Raw genomic sequence first — 21,360 nt, forward strand, 5'->3', positions numbered from 1 at the left:
TCACGAGGCGTCTGGTGACGGTGCTGGTGGGGCGGAGGTGTGCTGAGGCGGTCGGTGTGGAGTGAGTGCCTTGCGAAGGGTGTCGGCGAAGCGGTCCAGCGAGGTGCGAACCTGGTTGACCGGGCTCTCCGTGCCCTGCTGAGCCGGGGACTGCGGAGCTCTAGTGTGCGGCACCGCCTTGTTGCCATCGCTTAGATCCGTGGCCCCGTTGACAGCCGTCCGCTTCGGCTCGGTGTTGGCAGCATTGCCGGCGTCGGCCGGATCAGTCGTGGTCTCCGGGTTGGTCGATGTTCCCGGCCTGGTCGACGCGCCCGCCTTCGTCGGGACGGCAAGTCCCCTGCGGTGGCCCAACGTGCGGCGCAGCGATGCCACGCTGTCGGCGGTGGCCGACGCGATGGCCGTCGACGTCGCTGTCGGCCGAGACTGCGAGGGCCGCCGCAGCGTGTCAACCAGCTCGGTCAGCCGTTGCCGAACCTGGGTGCGGATCGCCTTGACGATGTTCGACGGCGGACCCACGGGCACCGCCACCACCCGAAGGGCGGTGCTGATCGCGGCGTCGACGTCACCGTCAGTGAGCGTCGCCAGCGTGTCCGCGATCAATCTTGGCTTGGCGACGGCGATTCGGGCGGCCGCAACGGCCCCTTCGACGCCCTGCACGCTGACATACCCGACGTAGTCGCCCACCGAGGTGACGGCATGCTGCAGCGCGCGATCCTCGATAACCGCGGGGGACGCGTTGGGTGGCGGACGAAAGGCCGGTTTGCCGCTCATCAGGTCGGCGACCGCCTTGGGCGGCACGTACGGCTGAGGGGACGGGCCGCGGACTGGAGCTGGCTTCCCGGGCACCTCAGTCCACAACGCTTCGTCCACCGCGCGCCCACTGAGCATCGTGACATTGGTGACGACGCCGGCGACCACTCGTTTGAACGGGTCCGTCGGACTCGAGTTACCGGCATCTCGTGTGAGCGTCTCGAGCAGAGCCCGGTCAAGCGCGGCGTTCGTGGTGCTATCCGCCGAGAGCTTGACCGGCGGAACCCGGACCTCTGACTGGGGGGCTGAAACCGGGTTGGCGACCACGACGGTGGCGCCCACGAGCGCTACTCCAGTGGTGAAAATCGCACCAATGCCGCGCCGCACCGTGTGCTCCCTCCCGGCGACCCCAGCCTATTGCCGGCTTAAGAATACCTGAGAGGAAACTTAGAGGAAAAGACCCGATTTGATTTAGAGTAATTCGGCTAATTTGACGAATAGGAAAACGGAGAATCCCCTCCTTTTCGAAGACTTCGAAAAGGAGGGGTCTCCTGTTCAGTGCGGTCGATTACTCCGAGGACTTGCTGGCTGAGGCCTTGGCCCGCTTCGAGGCGCCGACTCCGTGCTTGGCGCTCGATTTGCCTGCGGTTCCACTCTTTGCGTTGCTGCTGTTCGAGCGATCAGTGACAGACGAGCCGCCGTCGCTACTTGACTTCACGTTGCCAGAACCGCCGTTGTCAGCAGGCGCCGACTCGTCCACGGCCGCGACGCGCAGAGCCGACGCAGTCGGGGATGCGGTCTTGGCCGCAGCGGGCGGCGGAACCGGCGGGGCCGATCCGGTCTGCGACAGCGCGTCAGCGATACCATGGACGGCGGCCTGGATGACACCGCGAACGCTCGGCACCACGGTGGCCGCGCCGGTCTGCACCCCGGCTCCGACAGTCAGGTTGAGGAACGTGCCCGGAATGCCGTTCGGGCCGAGGAACCCGTCGACAGCGGCGTTCCAGGCCTCCTCGGGATTTCCGTTCGTGATGCCGGTGATCACGTTCTGAACGACGCCGCTGAACGCGCTGGCGAGCACCTGAGCTTGGCCGATCGAGCTCTTGACGACCAGATTGACCAGAGTCGGAACGGCACTCAACAGAGCGGTGCTCCGAGCGATTGCGTTATCCAACATGTAGTTGCCGCTGGCGAGGATCACCTGGCCGGTGGCCACGAATGGCGTGACGATGGCGGCCTGCAGGGTTGCGATCGCCCCCACAAAGTCACCGCTCAGCGCTTGCTGGGTGGCCGTCAGGAAGGCGCCCGGCAGGTTCCACAATCCTTCGCTGGCGATCAATGCGACGGTGGTGCCGGCGTTAAGCATGCTCTCCAGGGATGCGGCGGCGTTCAACCCGACCTGAGTGAGGATCGGCTGGTGGTCGTTGATCACCTGCGGAAGCAGGCCGACCGCATTGAAGTTGAAGCCCATCTTTGCGATGGCAACGCCGGTGGCGTCCGCCAGCCCGCCGAGGTCGGTGTAGCCGGCGGTGGAGTTGTCGGAGCTTGCCAGCCACTGATTGAAGGAGTTGAAGGTGCCGATGAGCTCCGACAGCGGGCTGTCAAAGCCCGCAAGGGCCACCTGGTTGGCCGACGGGATCCGGAGGTCAGGCAATGTGAGACTGGCCTGCGTTACTGGCGTCATTGCAATCGCGCTGGCGCCGACGACGGCGGCCGTTCCCGCAACGAGCTGTGAGCGTATGGAAATTTGCATTTCAATCCCTCCCGGGCTGGGGTCAACACTGACAAAGCTGAAGGTACCTGAGAAACACCTGAGGGAGAACGGGAATTGACGATTCTGCTAAAACTATTTGCCAACCGACAGGGCAAAATTCTTCTCGGCTAAGTCGCAGCAAACCCAACAAGACAAACTCTCTGTGCTCAGACAGCTGAAACATACGGATAGCAAATATAGATTTGTTCGCCAGCTAGCAGATTTTGGCAGCCGAAACGGTCAAGCCGGGTCGCAACAAGGGCTGATTTTCTCAGGTTTGAGGGCCCATCTTCTCAGGGAGGGCCCACCGTCAGCCGTCAGTCCGGGATGGCCTGCCCGGCTTGTACGACGACAGCGAACAAATCCTTCAAAGCGGCAAGGCTTACCGCCTGCACCGTTGCCGCGGGCACATCGCCGCCATCGACACCTGGCAACGATCGCGTGGCCGTCGCGCCGGCCACGACCGTCGGTGCATAGCCGAGGTTGAAAGCGCCTCGCGCCGTGGAATTCACGCACATGTGGGTCATGAATCCGGCGATGATCAGGTTCTGGGCGCCGACCGACGCGAGCCGTTCCTCGAGATCGGTGTGCACGAACGAGTTCGGGTAGTTCTTGACCACCACCGGCTCTCCATCGCGTGGCGCCACCCGCGACACGATCGCTCCGCTCTCCCCGTTGACGTCGTAGAGCGAACCGGGACCGTCGTCGTGCTGGATGTGAATCACCGGGATACCGGCCGTCCTGGCGCGGTCCAACAGCGCCGCCGCCTCGTCCAGTGCGGCCTGCACACCCTCGAGTTCCATCACGCCCTGCGTGTACGTGTTCTGGCAGTCGACCAGGATCAGGGTCGACGTGGCCAGGCTCGGCGGATCCAGCGGAAGGCCCGCGAGCCCCCGCAGGGTGTTGAGTTCAGTCATGGCGCAACGCTACTGCGTCGCGGCCAGCACCGCCTCGGCCAATTCGGGACGGCACACCACGACATCGGGCAGCAGCGGATCGGGCCGGTTGTACTGCAGCGGGGAGCCGTCGATGCGCGAGGTGTGCAACCCGGCGGCCCTGGCCACGGCCACTGGAGCGGCCGAATCCCACTCGTACTGCCCGCCGGCGTGCACGTAGACATCTGCACGGCCCTGCACCACAGAGGCGACTTTCGCTCCGGCAGAACCCATTTCGACCAGAACACCACCCAGCGCGTCGCGAACCTGCAGCGCCACGGCGGGCGGACGGGTCCGCGACACCACGATCCGCGGAACGTCCGGTGCGGCCGGCGGTACCGGCACAATCGGCGTGGCCAACGTGACGCCCTGTGCGGGCAGCGCAACCGCGCCGGCGATCAGCTCGCCGTCCTGCCACAGCGCCACGTGCACGGCCCAGTCGTCACGGTCGAGTTCGGAGAATTCCCGGGTGCCGTCGAGCGGGTCCACGATCCACACCCGCGTGCTGCGCAACCGGATCGGGTCGTCGGCGCCCTCCTCCGACAGCACCGCATCGTCGGGCCGCGCCTTTGCCAGAGCCTCCATCAGATACTCGTGGGATCGCTTGTCACCCGCGGCTTTTCGCTCAGCCCCCGAAGCGTCCGCCAGCTGAACCCGAACGTCGAGGAGCAGCTCACCGGCCTGGGTGGCCAGCTCGGCGGCCAGGTCGTGGTCGCTCACTGCTCGCCCTCCAGCAGGTCGACGACCTGCTGGGCCAGTTCGTCACACTCATGGTCCGGAGTCAGTCGTAAATCAGGGTTCTTCGGGCGCTGGTACGGGCTGTCGATCCCGGTGAAGTGGGTGATCTCACCGGCCCTCGCCTTGGCATACAGCCCCTTGGGGTCACGACGCTCGCAGTCCTCGAGCGGGGTGTCGACGAATATCTCGAAGAACTCGACTCCCTGGTCGGCATGGACCTTGCGGGCAAGTTCCCGATGCTCCTCGAGCGGGCTGATGGCAGGAACCAGGATCGTCAGACCGGCGTCGGCCATCAGGGTGGCGATGTGCGCGAGCCGGCGAAGGTTCTCGGCTCGGTCGGCCATCGAGAAGCCGAGGTCGGCGTTGAGTCCGTGGCGCAGGTTGTCACCGTCGAGAATGTATGCGGGACAACCATGTTCGAGCAGCTTTTGCTCGACCAGTACCGCGATCGACGACTTACCGGACCCGGACAGGCCGGTGAACCACAACGTGCGGCCTTTGGTCAGCCGGTCACCGGCACTGACCAAGGACTGGTGACGCACCGTATTCGGCGATGAGGCGCGGGTGGCTGTCGGCGCGGTGTCACGGACCATGCCTGCCGCCACCGTCACGTTGGTGTCGGGATCGATCAGGATGAACGAACCGGTGGCGGCGTTGCGGGAGTATTCGTCGAGCAGTAGCGGCACCTGAGTGCGCAGCGTAACCCGGCCGAGTTCGTTGAGCTTCAACGCCGTTGCGCTCTTGTCGCGGTGCAGGGTGTTGACGTCCAGGCGATAGTCCAGCCCGCTGACACGGGCCCGCGTGGTGCGGGTGGTCTGCTTGATGATGTAGTCGCGGCCGGGCTCCAACGAGGACTGGTCTGCCATCCAGCAGACCGTCGCGTCGAATTCCTGGGTAGCGACCGGCTGATTCTGCGGGCGGGCCAGCATGTCACCGCGAGAGATGTCGATGTCGTCGGCAAGGCTGATCGACACTGCCATCGGCGGGAACACCTCGTCGACTGGTCCCGTCGGGCCGTCGATTCTGGTGATGCGACTTGTTTTTCCGCTCGGTAGCACGACGATCTCGTCACCGGGGCGCATCACACCGCTGGCGATGGTGCCCGCGTAACTGCGATGGTCGGCATGGTCTTTCGTCTGCGGTCGGATCACATACTGCACCGGGAAGCGCACGTCGACCAGGTTGCGGTCGCCGGCGATGTAGACCTCTTCGAGGTGGCTCAGCAGCGGCGGCCCGTCATACCAGGGCGCCTTATCGGACTTCGTCACCACATTGTCGCCGTTGAGCGCCGACATCGGGATGGTGGTGACGTCGTGGATGTCGAGGCGGGCGGCGAAGGCGTGGAACTCCTCGCGGATCCACTCGAAACGTTCACGGTCCCAGTCGATGAGGTCCATCTTGTTGACCGCCAGCACCACGTGCTGCACACCCAGCAACGAGGCCAGGAACGCGTGCCTGCGGGACTGCTCGAGCAGGCCGTGCCGCGCGTCGACGAGCACGATCGCCAGCTGCGCGGTCGAGGTTCCGGTGACCATGTTGCGGGTGTACTGGATGTGGCCCGGCGTATCGGCGATGATGAATTTCCGCTTGGCCGTGGCGAAATAGCGGTAGGCGACGTCGATGGTGATGCCCTGCTCGCGCTCGGAGCGCAGCCCGTCGGTGACCAGGGCGAGGTCGGTGTAGTCGTTGCCGCGTTCGCGCGACGTCCGCTCGACGGCAGCCAGCTGATCTTCCATCACGGCTTTGGAGTCGTAGAGCAACCGGCCGATCAGCGTCGACTTGCCGTCGTCGACGGACCCGGCAGTGGCAATCCTCAACAGCGTTGTCATCAGCTGTGCACTCTCTTCTTCGCGCAAGCGCTCATCAGAAATACCCTTCCCGCTTGCGGTCTTCCATGCCTGCTTCGGAAATGCGGTCATCGGCCCGAGTGGCGCCGCGTTCGGTCAGTCGCGACACCGCGGTCTCGGCGATCACCTCCTCGACGGTGGAGGCGGTGGACTCCACGCATCCGGTGCACGTCACGTCGCCGACGGTGCGAAACCGCACCGAGGTCTCGAACACCGTCTCCTCGGGGGTGGGCTGCAAGTATTTGTGGACGGCCAACAGCATTCCGTCGCGCTGGAACACCTGCCGGGGGTGTGCGTAGTAGATGGCCGGCAGCGTGATGTCTTCGGCGCCGATGTAGGCCCAGATGTCGTACTCGGTCCAGTTGGACAGCGGGAAAACGCGGATGTGCTCACCCTTGCGGTGGCGGCCGTTGTAGAGGTTCCACAGTTCGGGGCGCTGAGCCTTCGGGTCCCACTGGCCGAACTCGTCGCGGAAGCTGAAGACGCGCTCCTTGGCGCGGGCCTTCTCCTCATCGCGGCGGGCACCGCCGAAGGCAGCGTCGAATTTGTTCTCGCGGATGCCCCGCAACAACGTGACGGTCTGCAGCGGGTTGCGCGACGGCCCGTTGTCGACGACGCGGCCGGCTTCGATGTCGTCTTCGACGCTGGCAACCACCAGGCGCAGCCCATAGCGCTCGACGAGCGCATCGCGGGTGGCGATGACCTCTTCGAAATTGTGACCGGTGTCGACGTGCATCACCGGGAACGGCAACCGCCCGGGCGCGAACGCCTTGATCGCCAGATGCAGCATCACGATCGAGTCCTTGCCACCCGAGAACAGCAGCACCGGCCGTTCGAACTCGGCGGCGACCTCGCGAATGATGTGAATTGCCTCGGCCTCGAGCGACCGCAGGTGGCTCAGCTCGTATTGCCCCGGCGTGGGGCTTTCGACCACCGGACTTGCCATGATTTCCTCGTAAAGTTGGTAGATTTGACCAGAATTACAAAGCTAACCCGGAATCTAGCGAGCGCAACGGCTCAAGTCAAGGGTTAGGCGCAGGCAGGACTACAGGGAGACTTCGTTGAGCTCGCCGGTTGCCACATCGAAGACGAAGCCGCGCAGCGACTCGTGCTTGGTGACGAACGGGCTGGTGTCGATGCGGCGCAGCGACTGACGAACGTCCTCCTCAAGATCGGGGAAGGATTCGGCGGCCCATTCCGGCTTGATGCCGACCTCGTCTTGGATGTCGCGTTTGAAGGCGTCGTCGGTGAACGTCAGCATGCCGCAATCGGTGTGATGAATGAGGATGGTCTCGGTGGTGCCAAGCAGCCGCTGACTGATCGCCAGCGAGCGGATCTCGTCGTCGGTGATCACTCCGCCGGCGTTGCGAATGACATGTGCTTCACCGTCTTTGAGGCCCAAGATGCGGTAGACGTCCAACCGGGCGTCCATGCACGCCACAACCGCGACGTGCTTGCTCGGCGGCAGCGGCAGCGGTCCCGAGAATGTCTTGGCGTATTGGGCGTTGTTGGCCAGATATTCGTCGGTGACGCTCACCCGGCGATGCTAACTCCGGGCGCTGCCGCTGCCATCACAAGCGATCAGGCTGATCTGAACACCCCGCGAAACGACTATGGCGCCTCTGGCGTGGTGGCCGTGACCGGCGGAGCCGCAGAAGCCGGCGACACAGTCTCCTCCACCGAGGACGACTTCGACGTCTCCCCCGTCGTCATCGACGAGGTCACCGGCGAGGTGAATGTCCCAGGGTCGGACACGATCATGCCGCTGCCCTGCTCGCTCACTGCGACGGCCAACGCGCCCATGGCCACGATTGCACTGCCGCCGACCACGGCGGACAGCGTTTTGATGTTCGACATCTCGACACTTCCAATCGGTCTCGGACCAGTTCCACAGACCGGCTCCGCTGCCAATCCGCTGCCAATTGGTTAACCGCGAGCTGTGAACCCAAACCTCCGGGCCGCTGACGTGCGGGTCAGCCCCCGCTGGGCGTCGGAGTTTGCGGACTGGCCGAGGCCACCGAGGAACTGGGCAGCATCGGTTTGGATGTCTGCACCGTGGTGGGACTGGGACTTGTTGTCGTCGGGTCGGTACTCGGACCCTTGTCCTGGCAGGCCGCCAGCGAGATGACCGCAAGAGCGGCGAGCGCGGCCGGCATCAGTCCGTGTGTGATCTGCTTCACGTGCACGCCTGCAGCTTTTCCCGCCGCCGGTGGCGCTAAACCCCGCGCGCTTGAAGGGTCTTCCCGTCGTTTCGACACACCATCTCCTACCCTGTGCTGCATGCACCCTGCTCCGGGCAGCGGCCCATGACGCGATTTCTGGCGCGTCGCCTGCTCAACTACGTGGTGCTGTTGGCTCTGGCCTCGTTCCTCACGTTCTCGTTGACGTCGCTGACGTTCGCGCCGTTGAACAGCCTGCTGCAACGCAATCCGCGTCCGCCGCAGGCCGTCATCGACGCCAAGGCCGCCGAGCTCGATCTCGACAAGCCGATCCCGCTGCGATATGGCCACTGGGTCGCCGGCGCGGTACGTGGCGACTTCGGCACGACGGTCACCGGTCAGCCGGTTTCCGACGAATTGTGGCGCCGTATCGGGGTCAGTCTGCGACTGCTGGTGATCGGCTCGGTGCTGGGGACGGTGATCGGTGTCGTGGTCGGCGCCTGGGGCGCGATCCGGCAGTACCGATTATCCGATCGGCTGATCACGCTGTTGTCGCTGTTGGTGATCAGCACGCCGACGTTCGTGATCGCCAACCTGGCGATCCTGGCGGCACTGCGGGTCAATTCCGTTCTGGGCGTTCGCATTTTCGAGTACATCGGTGAGACGTCACCTGATGCGGTCGGGGGCAGCTGGAACCAGTTCGTCGACCGTATGCAACATCTGGTCCTGCCCTCGGTCACGCTGGCACTGGGTGCGATCGCCGGTTACAGCCGCTACCAACGCAATGCGATGCTCGACGTCCTCGGGCAGGACTTCATCCGCACCGCCCGAGCCAAAGGACTCACCCGGCGCAGGGCGCTGTTCAAGCACGGATTGCGCACCGCGCTCATCCCGATGGCCACGCTGTTCGCTTACGGAGTGGCGGGTTTGGTGGCCGGAGCGGTGTTCGTGGAGAAGATCTTCGGCTGGCACGGCATGGGTGAGTGGGCCGTGCAGGGTATCGCGACCCAGGACACCAACATCGTGGCGGCGCTCACGGTGTTCTCCGGCGCGGTGGTGTTGCTGGCCGGGCTGCTCTCCGACGTCATCTACGCGATGCTGGATCCCCGGGTGAGGGTGACATGACGGAGACGACGGACGCCGCCCGCTCGGGGGTCAAGCCCGAGGAGTTCGCCTCCCGACGCACCCTGGTGTTGCGTCGCTTCGCCCGCAACCGCGCGGCGATGGCGTCACTGGTGATTCTGGCCGTGATGTTCATCGGCTGTTATGCCCTACCGCCGCTGTTGCCTTGGTCCTACACCGATCTCGACTTCTACTCGCTGCAGGACCCGCCGAGCACCGACCACTGGTTCGGCACCAACGCATTGGGTCAGGACCTGTTCGCCCAGATTTTGCGCGGTATGCAGAAATCCATGCTCATCGGCGTGTGCGTGGCGGTGATCTCGACCGGGATCGCGGCCACCGTCGGCTCCATCGCCGGTTACTTCGGCGGTTGGCGGGACCGGACCCTGATGTGGTTGGTGGACCTGCTGCTAGTGGTGCCGTCGTTCATCCTGATCGCGATCCTCACCCCGATCACCAAGAACTCGGCCAACGTCATCCTGTTGATCGTGCTGCTCGCCGGATTCAGCTGGATGGTGAGTTCCCGGATGGTGCGCGGACTCACAATGAGCCTGCGGGAGCGCGAATTCGTCCAGGCCGCACGGTATATGGGGGTGTCGAGCCGGCGCATCATCACCCGCCACATCATCCCGAACGTCGCCTCGATTCTGATCATCGACGCCGCGCTCAACGTCGCCGTGGCGATCCTGGCCGAAACCGGCTTGAGCTTCCTGGGATTCGGCATTCAGCCACCCGATATCTCGCTGGGGACGCTGATTGCCGACGGCACCAAATCGGCGACGACGTTCCCGTGGGTGTTCCTGTTTCCCGCCGGCGTGCTGGTGCTGATCCTGGTGTGCGCCAACCTCACCGGCGACGGACTGCGTGACGCACTGGACCCCGGTAGTGCCACGTTGCGTCGCGGCCGCAGGAAAAAGAAGTCATGAGCGATACTCTGCTCGAGGTCACCGATCTCGCCGTCAGCTTCCCCACCGACGGCGAGGACCTGACCGCGGTGCGCGGCTTGACCTATCAGGTCCGTCCACGCGAGGTCGTCGCGATGGTTGGCGAGTCCGGGTCGGGCAAGTCCGCGGCCGCCATGGCCGTGATCGGCTTGCTACCCGAGTACGCAGAAGTGTCGGGCTCCGTTCGGCTGGACGGTCAAGAGCTGCTCGGCTTGTCCGACGGCGAGATGTCGAAGATCCGGGGCCGACGCATCGGGACCGTGTTCCAGGATCCGATGTCGGCACTGACCCCGGTCTACACCGTCGGCGATCAGATCGCCGAGGCCATTACCGCGCACCACCGCGACATCGGCAAGCAGGCGGCACGTAAGCGGGCTGTCGAACTGCTCGAGCTGGTCGGTATCGCCCAGCCCGAGCGGCGCGCGCGGGCCTTTCCGCACGAGATGTCCGGCGGTGAACGCCAGCGCGTGGTGATCGCGATCGCGATCGCGAACGATCCGGACCTGTTGATCTGCGACGAGCCGACGACGGCGCTCGACGTGACCGTGCAGGCCCAGATCCTCGACGTGCTCAAGACCGCCCGCGACGTCACGGGGGCGGGCGTGCTGATCATCACCCACGACTTGGGTGTCGTAGCGGAGTTCGCCGACCGGGCGCTGGTGATGTACGCCGGGCGGCCCGTCGAGATCGCGTCGGTGGACGCGCTGTATCGCGATCGCCGAATGCCTTACACCGCAGGCCTATTGGGTTCGGTCCCGCGACTGGACTCGCCGCAGGGCACCCGGCTGGTGCCGATCCCGGGGGCGCCGCCTTCGCTGGTGGATCTGCCGCCGGGATGCCCGTTCACCCCGCGCTGCCCGCTCGCCATCGATGACTGCCAGAAGGCAGAGCCTGCGCTGCTTCCGGTCGACCCGGGAGTCCCCGACCATGTGGCGGCGTGCATCCGCACCGAGCACGTCACCGGCCGGACCGCCGCCGAGATCTACGGGGTGAGCACGCAGCCACAAGCCACGCAGGACACGTCGCCGCGCGAGGTCGTCGTCGCGGTGCGGGACCTGGTCAAGACCTATCGGCTCACCAAGGGCGTGGTGTTTCGCCGCAACATCGGCGAGGTCCGCGCGGTCGACGGCCTCAGCTTCGATCTGCTCAGCGGGCAGACGCTGGGCATCGTCGGCGAATCCGGTTCCGGCAAATCGACCACCTTGCACCAGATCCTGGACTTGTCCGCACCGCAGTCGGGCTCCATCGAGGTGCTGGGCAAAGATGTGGCCGCCCTCACGAAGAGCGAACGCCGGGAACTTCGCCGGGATCTGCAGGTGGTGTTTCAAGACCCGGTGGCCTCGCTGGACCCGCGGCTGCCGGTGTTCGAGTTGTTGGCTGAACCGTTGTCCGCCAACGGGTTCGACAAGAAGAGCATCGACACGCGGGTTGCCGACCTGCTGGAGGTCGTCGGCCTGCGCCGAGCCGACGCCAGCCGCTACCCCGGCGAATTCTCCGGTGGACAGAAGCAGCGCATCGGCATCGCCAGGGCACTGGCGCTGCAGCCGAAGATTCTCGCCCTCGACGAACCGGTGTCCGCGCTCGACGTGTCGATCCAGGCCGGCATCATCAACCTGCTGCTGGACTTGCAGCGCGAGTTCGATCTGTCGTATCTGTTCGTCTCGCACGACCTGTCGGTGGTCAAGCACCTGGCCGATCGGGTGGTCGTGATGTACCGCGGGGCGATGGTGGAATACGGCGACGCCGACGACATCTTCGCCAACCCGCAGCACGAGTACACGCAGAAGTTGCTGGCCGCTATCCCGCAACCGGATCCCTCTCGCCGTTAGCATCAGTTGCGTGACCCGATTGATCCGCCGGAGCGCCGGCCGAATCGCAGTGCTGGCAGTCGTGGCAAGTCTGGTGGTGGCGGGGTGCTCGAGCGGTAAGCGCGATGTCCCGTCCGCGGGCGGCAACGCCGAGCTGGGCTCGACCAGCGACATCAACCCGCAAGACCCCGCCACCCTGCAAAAGGGCGGCAATCTGCGCCTGGCGCTGTCGTCGTTCCCGTCGAACTGGAACACGCTCAACATTGACGGCAACGAGGCCGACACCGGCTCGATGCTGCGGCCGACGATGCCGCGTGCATTCGTCATCGCCGCCGACGGTTCGATGAAGGTCAACAATGACTACTTCACCAATGTCGAACTGACCGGCACCGACCCGCAGGTGGTCACCTACACGATCAACCCCAAGGCGGTCTGGTCCGACGGGACGCCGATCACCTGGGAGGACATCGCCTCTCAGATCAACGCGACGAGCGGTAAAGACAAGAACTTCGCCATCGCGTCCCCCAACGGCAGCGACCGGGTCGCGTCAGTCACCCGGGGGGTGGACGACCGCCAGGCCGTCATCACCTTCGCCAAGCACTACTCCGAGTGGCGCGGAATGTTCTCGGGCAACACGATGCTGCTGCCCAAGAGCATGACCGCCAACCCCGAGGTGTTCAACAAAGGCCAGCTCAACGGGCCAGGGCCGTCGGCGGGGCCGTTCCTGGTCTCGGCGGTGGACCGCACCGCCCAGCGCATCGTGCTGACCCGCAACCCCAAGTGGTGGGGCACTCCGCCGCTGCTCGACTCGTTCACCTTTCTGGTTCTCGACGATGCGGCGAGAATCCCTGCGCTGCAGAACAATACGATCGACGCCGTCGGGCTGGGCTCGCTCGATGAGCTGACGATCGCCCGCCGCACCGCGGGCGTCTCGATCCGGCGGGCGCCGGGATTGAGCTGGTACCACTTCACCTTCAACGGCGCGCCCGGGTCGATCTTGTCCGACAAGGCGCTGCGGTTGGCCGTCGCGAAGGGCATCGACCGGCAAGCCATCGCCGACGTGACGCAGCGCGGGCTCGTCGACAAACCCGTCCCGCTGAACAACCACATCTACGTGGCGGGCCAGCAGGGCTACCAGGACAACAGTGAGGCCGTCGCCTACAACCAGGACAAGGCCAAGCAGGAACTCGACGCTCTCGGCTGGAAGCTCAACGGCCAGTTCCGGGAGAAAGACGGCAAACAGCTGGTTATTCGCGACGTCCTCTACGACGCGCAAACCACCCGACAGGTCGCGCTGATCGCCCAGAACAACCTGGCCCAGATCGGGGTCAACCTGCAGATCGACGCCAAGCCCGGTAACGGCTTCTTCACCAACCACATCATCCCCGGCGACTTCGACATCGCTCAATTCTCTTGGGTGGGTGACGCTTTCGCGCTGTGCTGCCTGAACCAGATCTACACCACGGGGGCCGAAAGCAACTTCGGCAAGATCAGCAGCCCGCAGATCGACGCCAAGGTCGAGGACGTCTTCAACGAACTCGACCCGGACAAGGCGCGGGGACTGGCCAACGAGCTGGACAAGCTGATCTTCGGCGAGGTGTTCAGCCTGCCGTTGTTCCAGTCCGCGGGCAACGTCGCGGTGCGCAGCAATCTGGCCAACTTCGGACCGGCCGGGCTGGGTGATTTGAACTACACCGCAATAGGTTTCACGAAGTAGCCGTTTTCGGACTAACTCGACAGTGCGCGGGTGACCACCCGCGGAACCGCGGCAGGCAGGGCCGCCTCCACCCGTGCCGCCGCGGCCATCGCCGACACCATCAGCCGCACGGCGGGCCGGCTGGGCATCGCGTCCAGCGCCGCCTCCTGTTGGCGGAGGGTGTCGATCCGCCCGATGGACACCGCTTCGGCGATACGCAGCGCCGCCCGCTCCTTGGTGTCGAGCACGCTGTGACCGGTCGACGGTAGCCGCACCAGCACCGAGTTCGGGATGAGCTCCGCGATCCGCTCGGCGACCGCGGGCGGTGTGATCAGGTCTCGGCCACCGGAGATGACCACTGTCGGCCAGCTGAACTTCGGCATCTCGGCCACCAGGTCGAACGGCTCGGCCTCGAACTGCGGGGGCTCGCCGGGCGCCGAGTCGCGCATCGCAACGGCCGGGTCCAATGGCAGGCCGTCCGGGTCGGCCGCGTAGTTGAGCTCGCGGTACCCGATCCGGCCGACCAGATCGGCCTCGTTGCGGTACGGCGCTTTTCGGTCCACCATCAATTCGCCGAAATGCCCCATGGCGGTCCAGACCAGGCTGCGACCACTCAGCAGCAGATCCAACTGCCGATCCAGCAGCCGCGCACCGCCGAGCCCGTACACGGCCGCGGCGAGCTGCGCGGCGGCGGGAGTCATCACACCCTCCTCGGCCAGCCGCCGGACCTTGTCGGCCAGTTCCTCGGTGTCGGGCTGCCGGCCCTCCCACAGGACGCTGCGCACGGTTTGGCGCACCACCTCGATGTCGTCGCCGGCCAGCAGCGGCGAATCCAGGATCATCGCGAACACCCGGGACGGATGACGCACCCCGACCCCGGCGGCGATGTAGGTGCCGTAGGACGTGCCGTAGATGACGGCGCTGTCCACCTGGGCGTCGTCGAGCACGGCAGCGACGTCGTCGACCACCTGCTCGATGGTCAGCGCCTCGGGGGACAGGTCGGCACCGTCGTCGTCGTGACGCGACATCCCGACCCCGCGGTGCTCGATCATGATCACGTCGAGGCCCTCGGCGGCGGCTCGGCGGCGAAGCCCCCGGTAGAGGGCGACCGACGCCGCGCCCGGCCCACCGGGGATGATGACCAGCGGGTGCCGGGTCTTGCGGCCGGTGCGCACGTAGTAGAGGTCGAAGTGGTCGGTGCCGGTGGGCGTGACCGGGCGACGGATCGGGCGGACACCCGGTAGCGCGGCGAGCTTGTCGTGAGCGCGGCGGCGCTTCTCATTCAGAGTCATCGCCGCCGGCCCGCCATGCCGTCGATTCTGCCTCGCCGGGCACGGGAATGGAATGCGCCGGTGGTCTCCTTAGGTTCGGGGTGAGCCAAAGCAGTGCCCGCAGGCGTGGGCGTCGGTAGAACGAGGCGATGACCACAGTAGAGCCCGTCAACCGCATTCTGCCCGGCACACCTGAGTTCACCGATCTCCTGACCCAGATCCGGCTCGGCGCCAAGGACCGAGACCTTAACGACGAGAACCCTTTTGACCAAGTCAACGCCCTCAAGCGAGCGGGCTTCGGCACCCTGCGCCTGCCGTCGGACCTCGGCGGATCCAATTTCACTGTCCGTCAATTGTTTTCGACTGTCATCGACGTCGCCACCGCCGATCCGATTGTGGCGCATATCTTCCGGACTCACTTTTGGTTTGTCGAGGAGCGGCTCCGCACCCTCTCCCAGCCTCGGTCACGGCAGTGGCTGACCAAGGTGGCCGCCGGTCACATCGTGGGCAACGCCTTCAGCGAGAAGGGATCGAACGCCGTCGGCAGTCTTGTATTCAATACCCGGTTGCTGCCCGTTCCCGGCGGCTACCGGTTGACCGGCGAGAAGTACTACAGCACCGGGACACTGTTCGCCGACTACCTGACCGTCACCGCCACCACCGACCACGACTCGGTGGCCACCGTGATCGTGCCCGCCGACCGGGACGGGGTGCGCCTGGTCGACGACTGGGACGGTTTCGGTCAGCGCCGGACCGGCACCGGCACCACCGTATTCACCAGCGTCGACGTCGCTGAGGACGAGATCCTGGCCGACAGTCCCTACGACGCCGAACCGGTGCCGACGGTGCAGTATGCGGCACTGCAGCTCTACATCCACGCCGTCGTCGCCGGTGTGCTGCAGACCATCGTCGAGGACGGTGCCGACCTGCTGCGCTCGCGCACCCGCAGCTTCAGCCACGCGCTGTCCGAGCGGCCCGTCGACGACCCGCTGTATCAGCGACTGCTCGGCGAGCTGGCCAGCACCGCCTACATCGCGCGGGCTGCCGTACTGGACGCGGCGTCGGCCATCGAGGCGGCGACGGACTCGGTGCGCGACGGCGTGCCCGACCCCGACCTGGCGACCGAGGCCCAACTCAAGGTCGCCAAGGTGAAGGTCCACCTCGACGACGTCGCGCCCACGGCGGCGACCCGGCTGCTCGAGCTCGGCGGCGCCAGCGCGGCCAGCCGTCAACGCAACCTCGACCGGCACTGGCGCAACATCCGCACGATCACGCTGCACAACCCGGTGGCCTACAAGGCTCGGGTGATCGGCCAGAACCTGTTGCACGGCACCCCGATCCCGGCCAACGCCTACTTCTGAGTCCAGCTCTCTCGCCCAAACCGCCAAATCGCCGCGAAAGTGCGAGTAGACCACGGCATTTCGTCGATCTCGACATACTCCAAGGACACCTCATGACCCGACAGCTGCACCTCGGCGGCTTCCAGATCGCTTCCCAGGTGACCCACTCCCACGCCGCCTGGCGTCATCCGGCCAGCGACACCGGCTTCCTCACCCGGAGTACTACCACCGCATCGGCCGGATCCTCGAACGCGGCAAGTTCGACTTCCTGTTCTTCGCCGACCTGCTGGCCGCGCCGGTCCGCTTCGGCGACGGCATCGCCGAGCCGCTACGACGCGGAACCCAGGCGACCGCCACCCTGGACCCGTCGATCGTGGCGGCCAGCATCGCCGCAGTGACGTCACGACTCGGGCTAGCAATCACCAAGTCCGCCACCTATTTTCACCCCTACGAGCTGGCCCGGATCTTCGCCAGCCTCGACCACATCACCCGTGGGCGGGTCGCCTGGAACATCGTGACGTCGCTGACCCAGGGTGAGGCGCAGAACTTCGGTCACGACGATCACCTCGGCCACGAGTTCCGCTACGAGCGCGCCGACGAGTTCGTCCGCACCACCCTGGAGCTTTGGTCGAGCTGGGAACCGGACGCGCTGGTTCTCGACAAGGAGTCCGGCGTGTTCGCCGACCCCAGCCGGATCAGGCATGTCGACCACGACGGCCGCTACTTCCGATCTCGCGGCCCGTTGAACGTGCCGCACTCCCCGCAGGGCCGCCCGGTGCTGATCCAGGCCGGCTCATCGAACACCGGCAAGGATTTCGCGGCACGCTGGGCGGAGGCGATCTTCGAGATCGACCCGACTCCCGAGGGCCGGCGCGCGTACTACGACGACATCAAGTCTCGGGCCGAGAACTTCGGCCGAAACCCCGACACGGTGTTGATCTTCCCCGCGTTCATCCCGTTCATCGGTGAGACCGAGTCGATCGCGCGGGAGAAGCACGCCTACCACAACGAGCTCGCCGACCCGATCTCCGGATTGATCACCTTGAGCGTGCACACCGACCACGACTTCAGCGGTTACGACCTCGACGCCCCGGTGGAAGACGTCCAAGTCAGCGGCACGCAAGGGCTTTTCGATGCGGTGCGCCGGGTCGCCAACCGGGACAACCTGACGCTGCGCGACGTCCGCGCCTGGTACGCCCAGGGTGTGCTGCTGCCGCAGTTCGTCGGTACGCCGACGCAGGTGGCCGATCAGATCGAGGCGTCGTTCACCGGCGGTGAGGCCGACGGGTTCATGGTGTCGTCGGCGACGACGCCGGGCACGTTCAACGATTTCGTCGACTCCGTGGTGCCGGAACTGCAACGGCGAGGGTTGTTCCGCACCGAGTACACCGGGACGACGCTGCGCGATCACCTCGGGCTGGGTGCCGTCGCGGACTCGAAGGTGGGGGCCGTGAGCGAGGAGCTGCCCGTCGCCGGCTGAGCATTCGCTCAGCATTCTCCGAAAATATCAAGTACTTGCCACCTCGGGCGAGTAGTTTGCAGGTCTATGCAAACGGTGCGCAGCTTCTGTCGGGTCTGCACTTCAGTCTGCGGAATCCTCGTCGACGTCGACGGCGATCAGGTGCTGCGCGTCCGCGGCGATCAGGATCATCCGTTCTCCCAGGGGTATACGTGCGCGAAAGGCCGTGCGCTGCCGCTGCTTCACCACCACCCGGCACGTCTGGAGAAGCCGCGGATGCGGGTCGACGGGCAATTGCAGGACACCAGCTGGGACGTGTGCCTGGATGACCTGGCGACCCGGCTGAAGGCGATCATCGACGAGCGCGGACCCCAATCAGTCGCCTTCTACTTCAGCACGATGGAAAGCGCCGGCTTCCGGATGGCCGAGGCTCTACACGCCGCGATCGGCACTCCGGCCAAGTTCAGTCCGCTCACCATCGACGGCACGGCCAAACCACTGGTCTCCGACCTCGTGGGTGGCTTCATGGGCCTCTCGGGCAGAACCGACCTCGACAACTGCGATTTCTTGATGCTCGTCGGCATCAATCCGGTGGTGTCGCACGGGCACGCGATCTCGATGCCCAACCCGACCGGCACCGTGCGTGACATCGCCAAGCGCGGGCAGGTGTGGGTAGTCGACCCGCGGCACACCGAGACCGCGCGGCTGGCCACCGGTCATCTGGCCCCACGGCCCAGCACCGACCACGCGGTACTGGCGTACCTCGTCCGCGAGATCCTGCGCGACGGCCGGAAAACCGATGTGCCCGTTCAAGGTTTGGCCGAACTGACCGCAGCCGTCGAGCCATTCACCCTCGAGCACACCGCGACGTTGTGCGACGTCGCCGAGACCGAGCTGACGACGCTCCTGGCCGCCGTGCGCAGTGCCCGATGCGTGGCTATCGAAACCGGCACCGGCGTCACCATGACCGCCGAGCGCGGCAACGTCACCCAGTGGCTGGCCTGGGTGCTGATGATCCTCACCGGCGCGATGAACCGCCCCGGCGGAACGTGGTTCCATCCCGGATTCGCTTACCAGCTCGAGGCTTTCGGTGAATTCCTGCCGGTCACTCCGATCGAGGGCGCGTTCGGCCCGGGCCCGCGGAGCCGGCCGGAAGCTCAAGCGTTCATCAACGAATGGCCCTGCGCCGTGCTGCCCGACGAGATCGCCGCAGGCAACATCCGCGCACTGATCAATGTCGGCGGCAGCCTCGTCACGTCGTTCCCCGAGACCGGCAAGCTGATCCCGGCACTGCAGCACCTCGAGGTATTCGCCACCACCGAGATCGTCAACAACGACACCACCGAATTGGCAACGCATGTGCTGCCGACCAAGGACCCGCTGGAACGACCGGACATCACCCTGCATGACATCCTCAGCTCACGAGTCTCGGTGCAGCACACCCCCGCCGTCGTGGCCCCGGTCGGCGAGCGCCGCTCGATGTGGTGGGTGTTTGCCGATCTGGGTCGACGGCTGGGCTACGACGTGGGGTCGCTCGGCGATCCCGACCGCAGCACTGACGACGACGTGCTGTCGGTCCTGCTCGCCGGCGCGCGTTGCTCGTTCGAGGACGTGGTTGCCAAGGGCTGGGCCGAGGCCCCCCGGGACTTGCCTGCGCAGTGGGTCGACGACCACATCGGCCGAATGGGTGGCTGGCGGCTGGCGCCGCCGCTGCTGGTCGATCAGCTGGCCGCACTGAAGCCGATGCCGGCGGCCCTGGTGATGGTGCCACGCCGGCAACGCAAGAAACTCAACGGACAGCTCGACTTCCTCGGCGAATCAGCCGAGATCATGATCAACCCGGACGACGGTGCCGCCGCGGGTGTCGCCGGTGGGCGGCCGGTGACGGTGCGCAGCGCCAACGGCGAATTGACCGGCGTCGCAAGGCTCGACGAGTCGATCAGGCGCGGCGTGGTGTCGATCCCGCACGGCCACCACGAGGCCAACGTCAACCGGCTCACCAGCAAGGACGACATCGACACCGTCACCGGCATGGTGCGCTACTCCGGCACTCCGGTCAGCCTGCACCCCGCCTGAGGTCCTCAGTGTTAGGGGACAAAGTCCCCAACCGATCGGGTGACGTGTTGCCCGATGCCCACGCGTCGTAGGTTTGTCGTGGGAGTAGATCATGACCGAATTCATGCGCAGCACAGACGCGTTCACCTGGTCGATGGAAGCCGATCCGCGGCTGAGATCGACGGTGGTGACGGTGATTCTTCTCGACCGGTCCCCCGACTGGGATGTTGTGCGGGAGCGTTTCGATCTGGTCAGCCGCGAGTTGCCGATGTTCCGGCAGCGGGTGGTGAACTCACCGCTGCCGGCCCCGCCGCGGTGGGAGTACGCCCCCGACTTCGACCTGGACTTTCACCTGCGCCGGGTCTCGGCGCCCGAGCCAGGAACGCTCGACGGCGTGCTCGAGATGGCCAGGGTGGCCGCGATGTCCGACTTCGACCGGGCCCGGCCGATGTGGGAAGTCACCCTGATCGACCATCTCGATGACGGCGGCGCCGCGGTGCTGTGCAAATTCCATCACGCGCTGACCGACGGTGTCGGTGGCGTTCAGATCGCGATGCGCATCTTCGATCTCGACGAGGATCCCCGAGTCATCGACGCGATACCGGCAGCGCCGGCCGTTCCCGCGCCGCAGCCCCTGGCTGGTTACCTTGACGCCCTGCGCTACAACGTAGGTCTGGTCGGCGCGGTGGTCAGCGAGTCGGCCAAGAACACTCCGCGGTTGTTGTTCAACATGATTCGAAGCCCGCTGCAGACTGCGGAGGCGGCGGGTGAACTGGCCGCGTCGGTCTACCGCACCGTTCGCCCCGTGAACAAGCCGGGCTCGCCGTTGATGACGGACCGCACGCTGGTCCGCCGGTTGGCTGTGCTCGACGTGCCGATGCCGCGGCTTCGGGAGGCCGCCCACCGAAGCGGCGGCGCGCTCAACGACGCGTTCGTCGCGGGCGTCGCCGGTGCACTGCGCCGGTATCACGACAAGCACGGTGTCGGGGTGTACGACCTGCATCTGACCATGCCGATCAGCCTGCGCACCGAGGACGACGGGGCGGGCGGCAACCGGATCACCCTGATGCGGTTCGACGTTCCGGCCGGCATCACCGATCCGGCCCGCCGGATCAAGAGCATCCACGAGTGCACCGGCCGGGTGCGTCACGAAAAGTCCATCCCCTATACGCAATTGATCGCCAGTGCGCTCAACGCGATGCCGCGCTGGTACATCGGATCGGTTCTGCGTCACGTCGATTTCCTGTGCAGCGACGTCCCGGGGGTGCCGGTCCCGGTGTATCTGGGTGGCGCGGCGGTGCGCAAGCAGTACGCCTTCGGGCCGACGGTCGGCGCGGCGGTCAATGTGACCCTGCTGACCTATGTGGACACCTGCGCGCTGGGCATTGATGTCGACGCCGGAGCCATCCCAGACTTCGAGGAGTTCTGCGACTGTCTGGCCGACAGCTTCAACGAAGTCCTGGCACTCGCCGATTGATCGGGT

General features: G+C 65.9%; 17 protein-coding genes and 1 pseudogene. 8 read left to right on the top strand and 10 right to left on the bottom strand.

Features of this window, described 5'->3' with window-relative positions; translation table 11 throughout:
* The 9 genes from K0O64_RS22220 to K0O64_RS22260 all read right to left on the bottom strand — a co-directional run bounded on the left by K0O64_RS22220 (position 1) and on the right by K0O64_RS22260 (position 8,203).
* Positions 1-1,092, bottom strand: a complete 1,092-nt coding sequence (locus K0O64_RS22220; RefSeq protein ID WP_096312071.1) for a hypothetical protein — start codon at positions 1,090-1,092, stop codon at positions 1-3.
* Between the two features lie 226 nt (positions 1,093-1,318).
* On the bottom strand, positions 1,319-2,404 hold the full coding sequence (locus K0O64_RS22225) for a hypothetical protein (protein WP_096312072.1): 1,086 nt from the start codon (positions 2,402-2,404) through the stop codon (positions 1,319-1,321).
* A 416-nt stretch (positions 2,405-2,820) separates the two neighbouring features.
* A complete protein-coding gene (locus K0O64_RS22230; RefSeq protein WP_071949631.1) occupies positions 2,821-3,420 on the bottom strand; it encodes a cysteine hydrolase family protein in 600 nt (199 codons plus the stop codon).
* A 9-nt stretch (positions 3,421-3,429) separates the two neighbouring features.
* On the bottom strand, positions 3,430-4,158 hold the full coding sequence (locus K0O64_RS22235; protein ID WP_071949630.1) for a 3'(2'),5'-bisphosphate nucleotidase CysQ: 729 nt from the start codon (positions 4,156-4,158) through the stop codon (positions 3,430-3,432).
* On the bottom strand, positions 4,155-6,095 hold the full coding sequence (gene cysN / locus K0O64_RS22240) for a sulfate adenylyltransferase subunit CysN (RefSeq protein ID WP_269147110.1): 1,941 nt from the start codon (positions 6,093-6,095) through the stop codon (positions 4,155-4,157). Before cysN ends, K0O64_RS22235 begins: the two co-directional genes overlap by 4 nt.
* Complete coding sequence (gene cysD, locus K0O64_RS22245; protein WP_071949628.1) at positions 6,040-6,969, bottom strand: sulfate adenylyltransferase subunit CysD; 930 nt, start codon at positions 6,967-6,969, stop codon at positions 6,040-6,042. The genes cysN and cysD overlap by 56 nt, the downstream gene beginning before the upstream one ends.
* A 99-nt stretch (positions 6,970-7,068) precedes the next feature.
* Positions 7,069-7,560: a beta-class carbonic anhydrase gene (locus K0O64_RS22250; RefSeq protein ID WP_071949627.1), complete on the bottom strand. Its 492-nt coding sequence runs from the start codon at positions 7,558-7,560 to the stop codon at positions 7,069-7,071.
* A 74-nt stretch (positions 7,561-7,634) separates the two neighbouring features.
* Positions 7,635-7,880, bottom strand: coding sequence for a hypothetical protein (locus tag K0O64_RS22255; RefSeq protein WP_156909901.1), 246 nt, complete (start codon positions 7,878-7,880; stop codon positions 7,635-7,637).
* Positions 7,881-7,996: 116 nt separating this feature from the next.
* Positions 7,997-8,203 carry a hypothetical protein gene (locus tag K0O64_RS22260; protein WP_156909900.1) on the bottom strand — a complete coding sequence of 69 codons (207 nt, stop codon included), beginning with the start codon at positions 8,201-8,203 and terminating at the stop codon, positions 7,997-7,999.
* Positions 8,204-8,329: 126 nt separating this feature from the next.
* Between K0O64_RS22260 and K0O64_RS22265 the strand changes: the two genes are divergently transcribed.
* The 4 genes from K0O64_RS22265 to K0O64_RS22280 are packed head-to-tail and all read left to right on the top strand — an operon-like array spanning position 8,330 to position 13,773.
* Entirely contained in the window at positions 8,330-9,307 is a 978-nt protein-coding gene (locus K0O64_RS22265) for an oligopeptide ABC transporter permease OppB (protein WP_071950375.1), read from the top strand.
* Entirely contained in the window at positions 9,304-10,230 is a 927-nt protein-coding gene (locus K0O64_RS22270; protein WP_071949625.1) for an oligopeptide ABC transporter permease OppC, read from the top strand. The genes K0O64_RS22265 and K0O64_RS22270 overlap by 4 nt, the downstream gene beginning before the upstream one ends.
* Positions 10,227-12,077 (top strand): oligopeptide ABC transporter ATP-binding protein OppD, encoded by a 1,851-nt coding sequence (locus K0O64_RS22275; RefSeq protein ID WP_071949624.1) that lies wholly within the window; start codon positions 10,227-10,229, stop codon positions 12,075-12,077. Before K0O64_RS22270 ends, K0O64_RS22275 begins: the two co-directional genes overlap by 4 nt.
* 49 nt (positions 12,078-12,126) lie before the next feature.
* Complete coding sequence (locus K0O64_RS22280; RefSeq protein ID WP_425574794.1) at positions 12,127-13,773, top strand: oligopeptide ABC transporter substrate-binding protein OppA; 1,647 nt, start codon at positions 12,127-12,129, stop codon at positions 13,771-13,773.
* A gap of 11 nt (positions 13,774-13,784) precedes the next feature.
* On the opposite strand, the gene K0O64_RS22285 is transcribed toward K0O64_RS22280, so the two are convergent.
* Positions 13,785-15,044, bottom strand: a complete 1,260-nt coding sequence (locus tag K0O64_RS22285) for an alpha/beta fold hydrolase (protein ID WP_071949622.1) — start codon at positions 15,042-15,044, stop codon at positions 13,785-13,787.
* A gap of 128 nt (positions 15,045-15,172) precedes the next feature.
* On the opposite strand from K0O64_RS22285, the gene K0O64_RS22290 reads away from it, so the two are divergent.
* The 4 genes and pseudogenes from K0O64_RS22290 to K0O64_RS22305 all read left to right on the top strand — a co-directional run bounded on the left by K0O64_RS22290 (position 15,173) and on the right by K0O64_RS22305 (position 21,354).
* Positions 15,173-16,384 carry an acyl-CoA dehydrogenase family protein gene (locus K0O64_RS22290; RefSeq protein ID WP_071949621.1) on the top strand — a complete coding sequence of 404 codons (1,212 nt, stop codon included), beginning with the start codon at positions 15,173-15,175 and terminating at the stop codon, positions 16,382-16,384.
* A 92-nt stretch (positions 16,385-16,476) separates the two neighbouring features.
* A pseudogene (locus K0O64_RS22295) lies at positions 16,477-17,843 on the top strand (LLM class flavin-dependent oxidoreductase).
* Positions 17,844-17,909: 66 nt separating this feature from the next.
* On the top strand, positions 17,910-19,898 hold the full coding sequence (locus tag K0O64_RS22300) for a molybdopterin-containing oxidoreductase family protein (RefSeq protein ID WP_096312078.1): 1,989 nt from the start codon (positions 17,910-17,912) through the stop codon (positions 19,896-19,898).
* Positions 19,899-19,989: 91 nt separating this feature from the next.
* Positions 19,990-21,354, top strand: a complete 1,365-nt coding sequence (locus K0O64_RS22305; RefSeq protein ID WP_071949618.1) for a wax ester/triacylglycerol synthase domain-containing protein — start codon at positions 19,990-19,992, stop codon at positions 21,352-21,354.
* Positions 21,355-21,360: the final 6 nt, after the last annotated feature.

Origin of the sequence: Mycolicibacterium pallens (assembly GCF_019456675.1) — a bacterium.
Lineage (GTDB): Bacteria > Actinomycetota > Actinomycetes > Mycobacteriales > Mycobacteriaceae > Mycobacterium > Mycobacterium crocinum.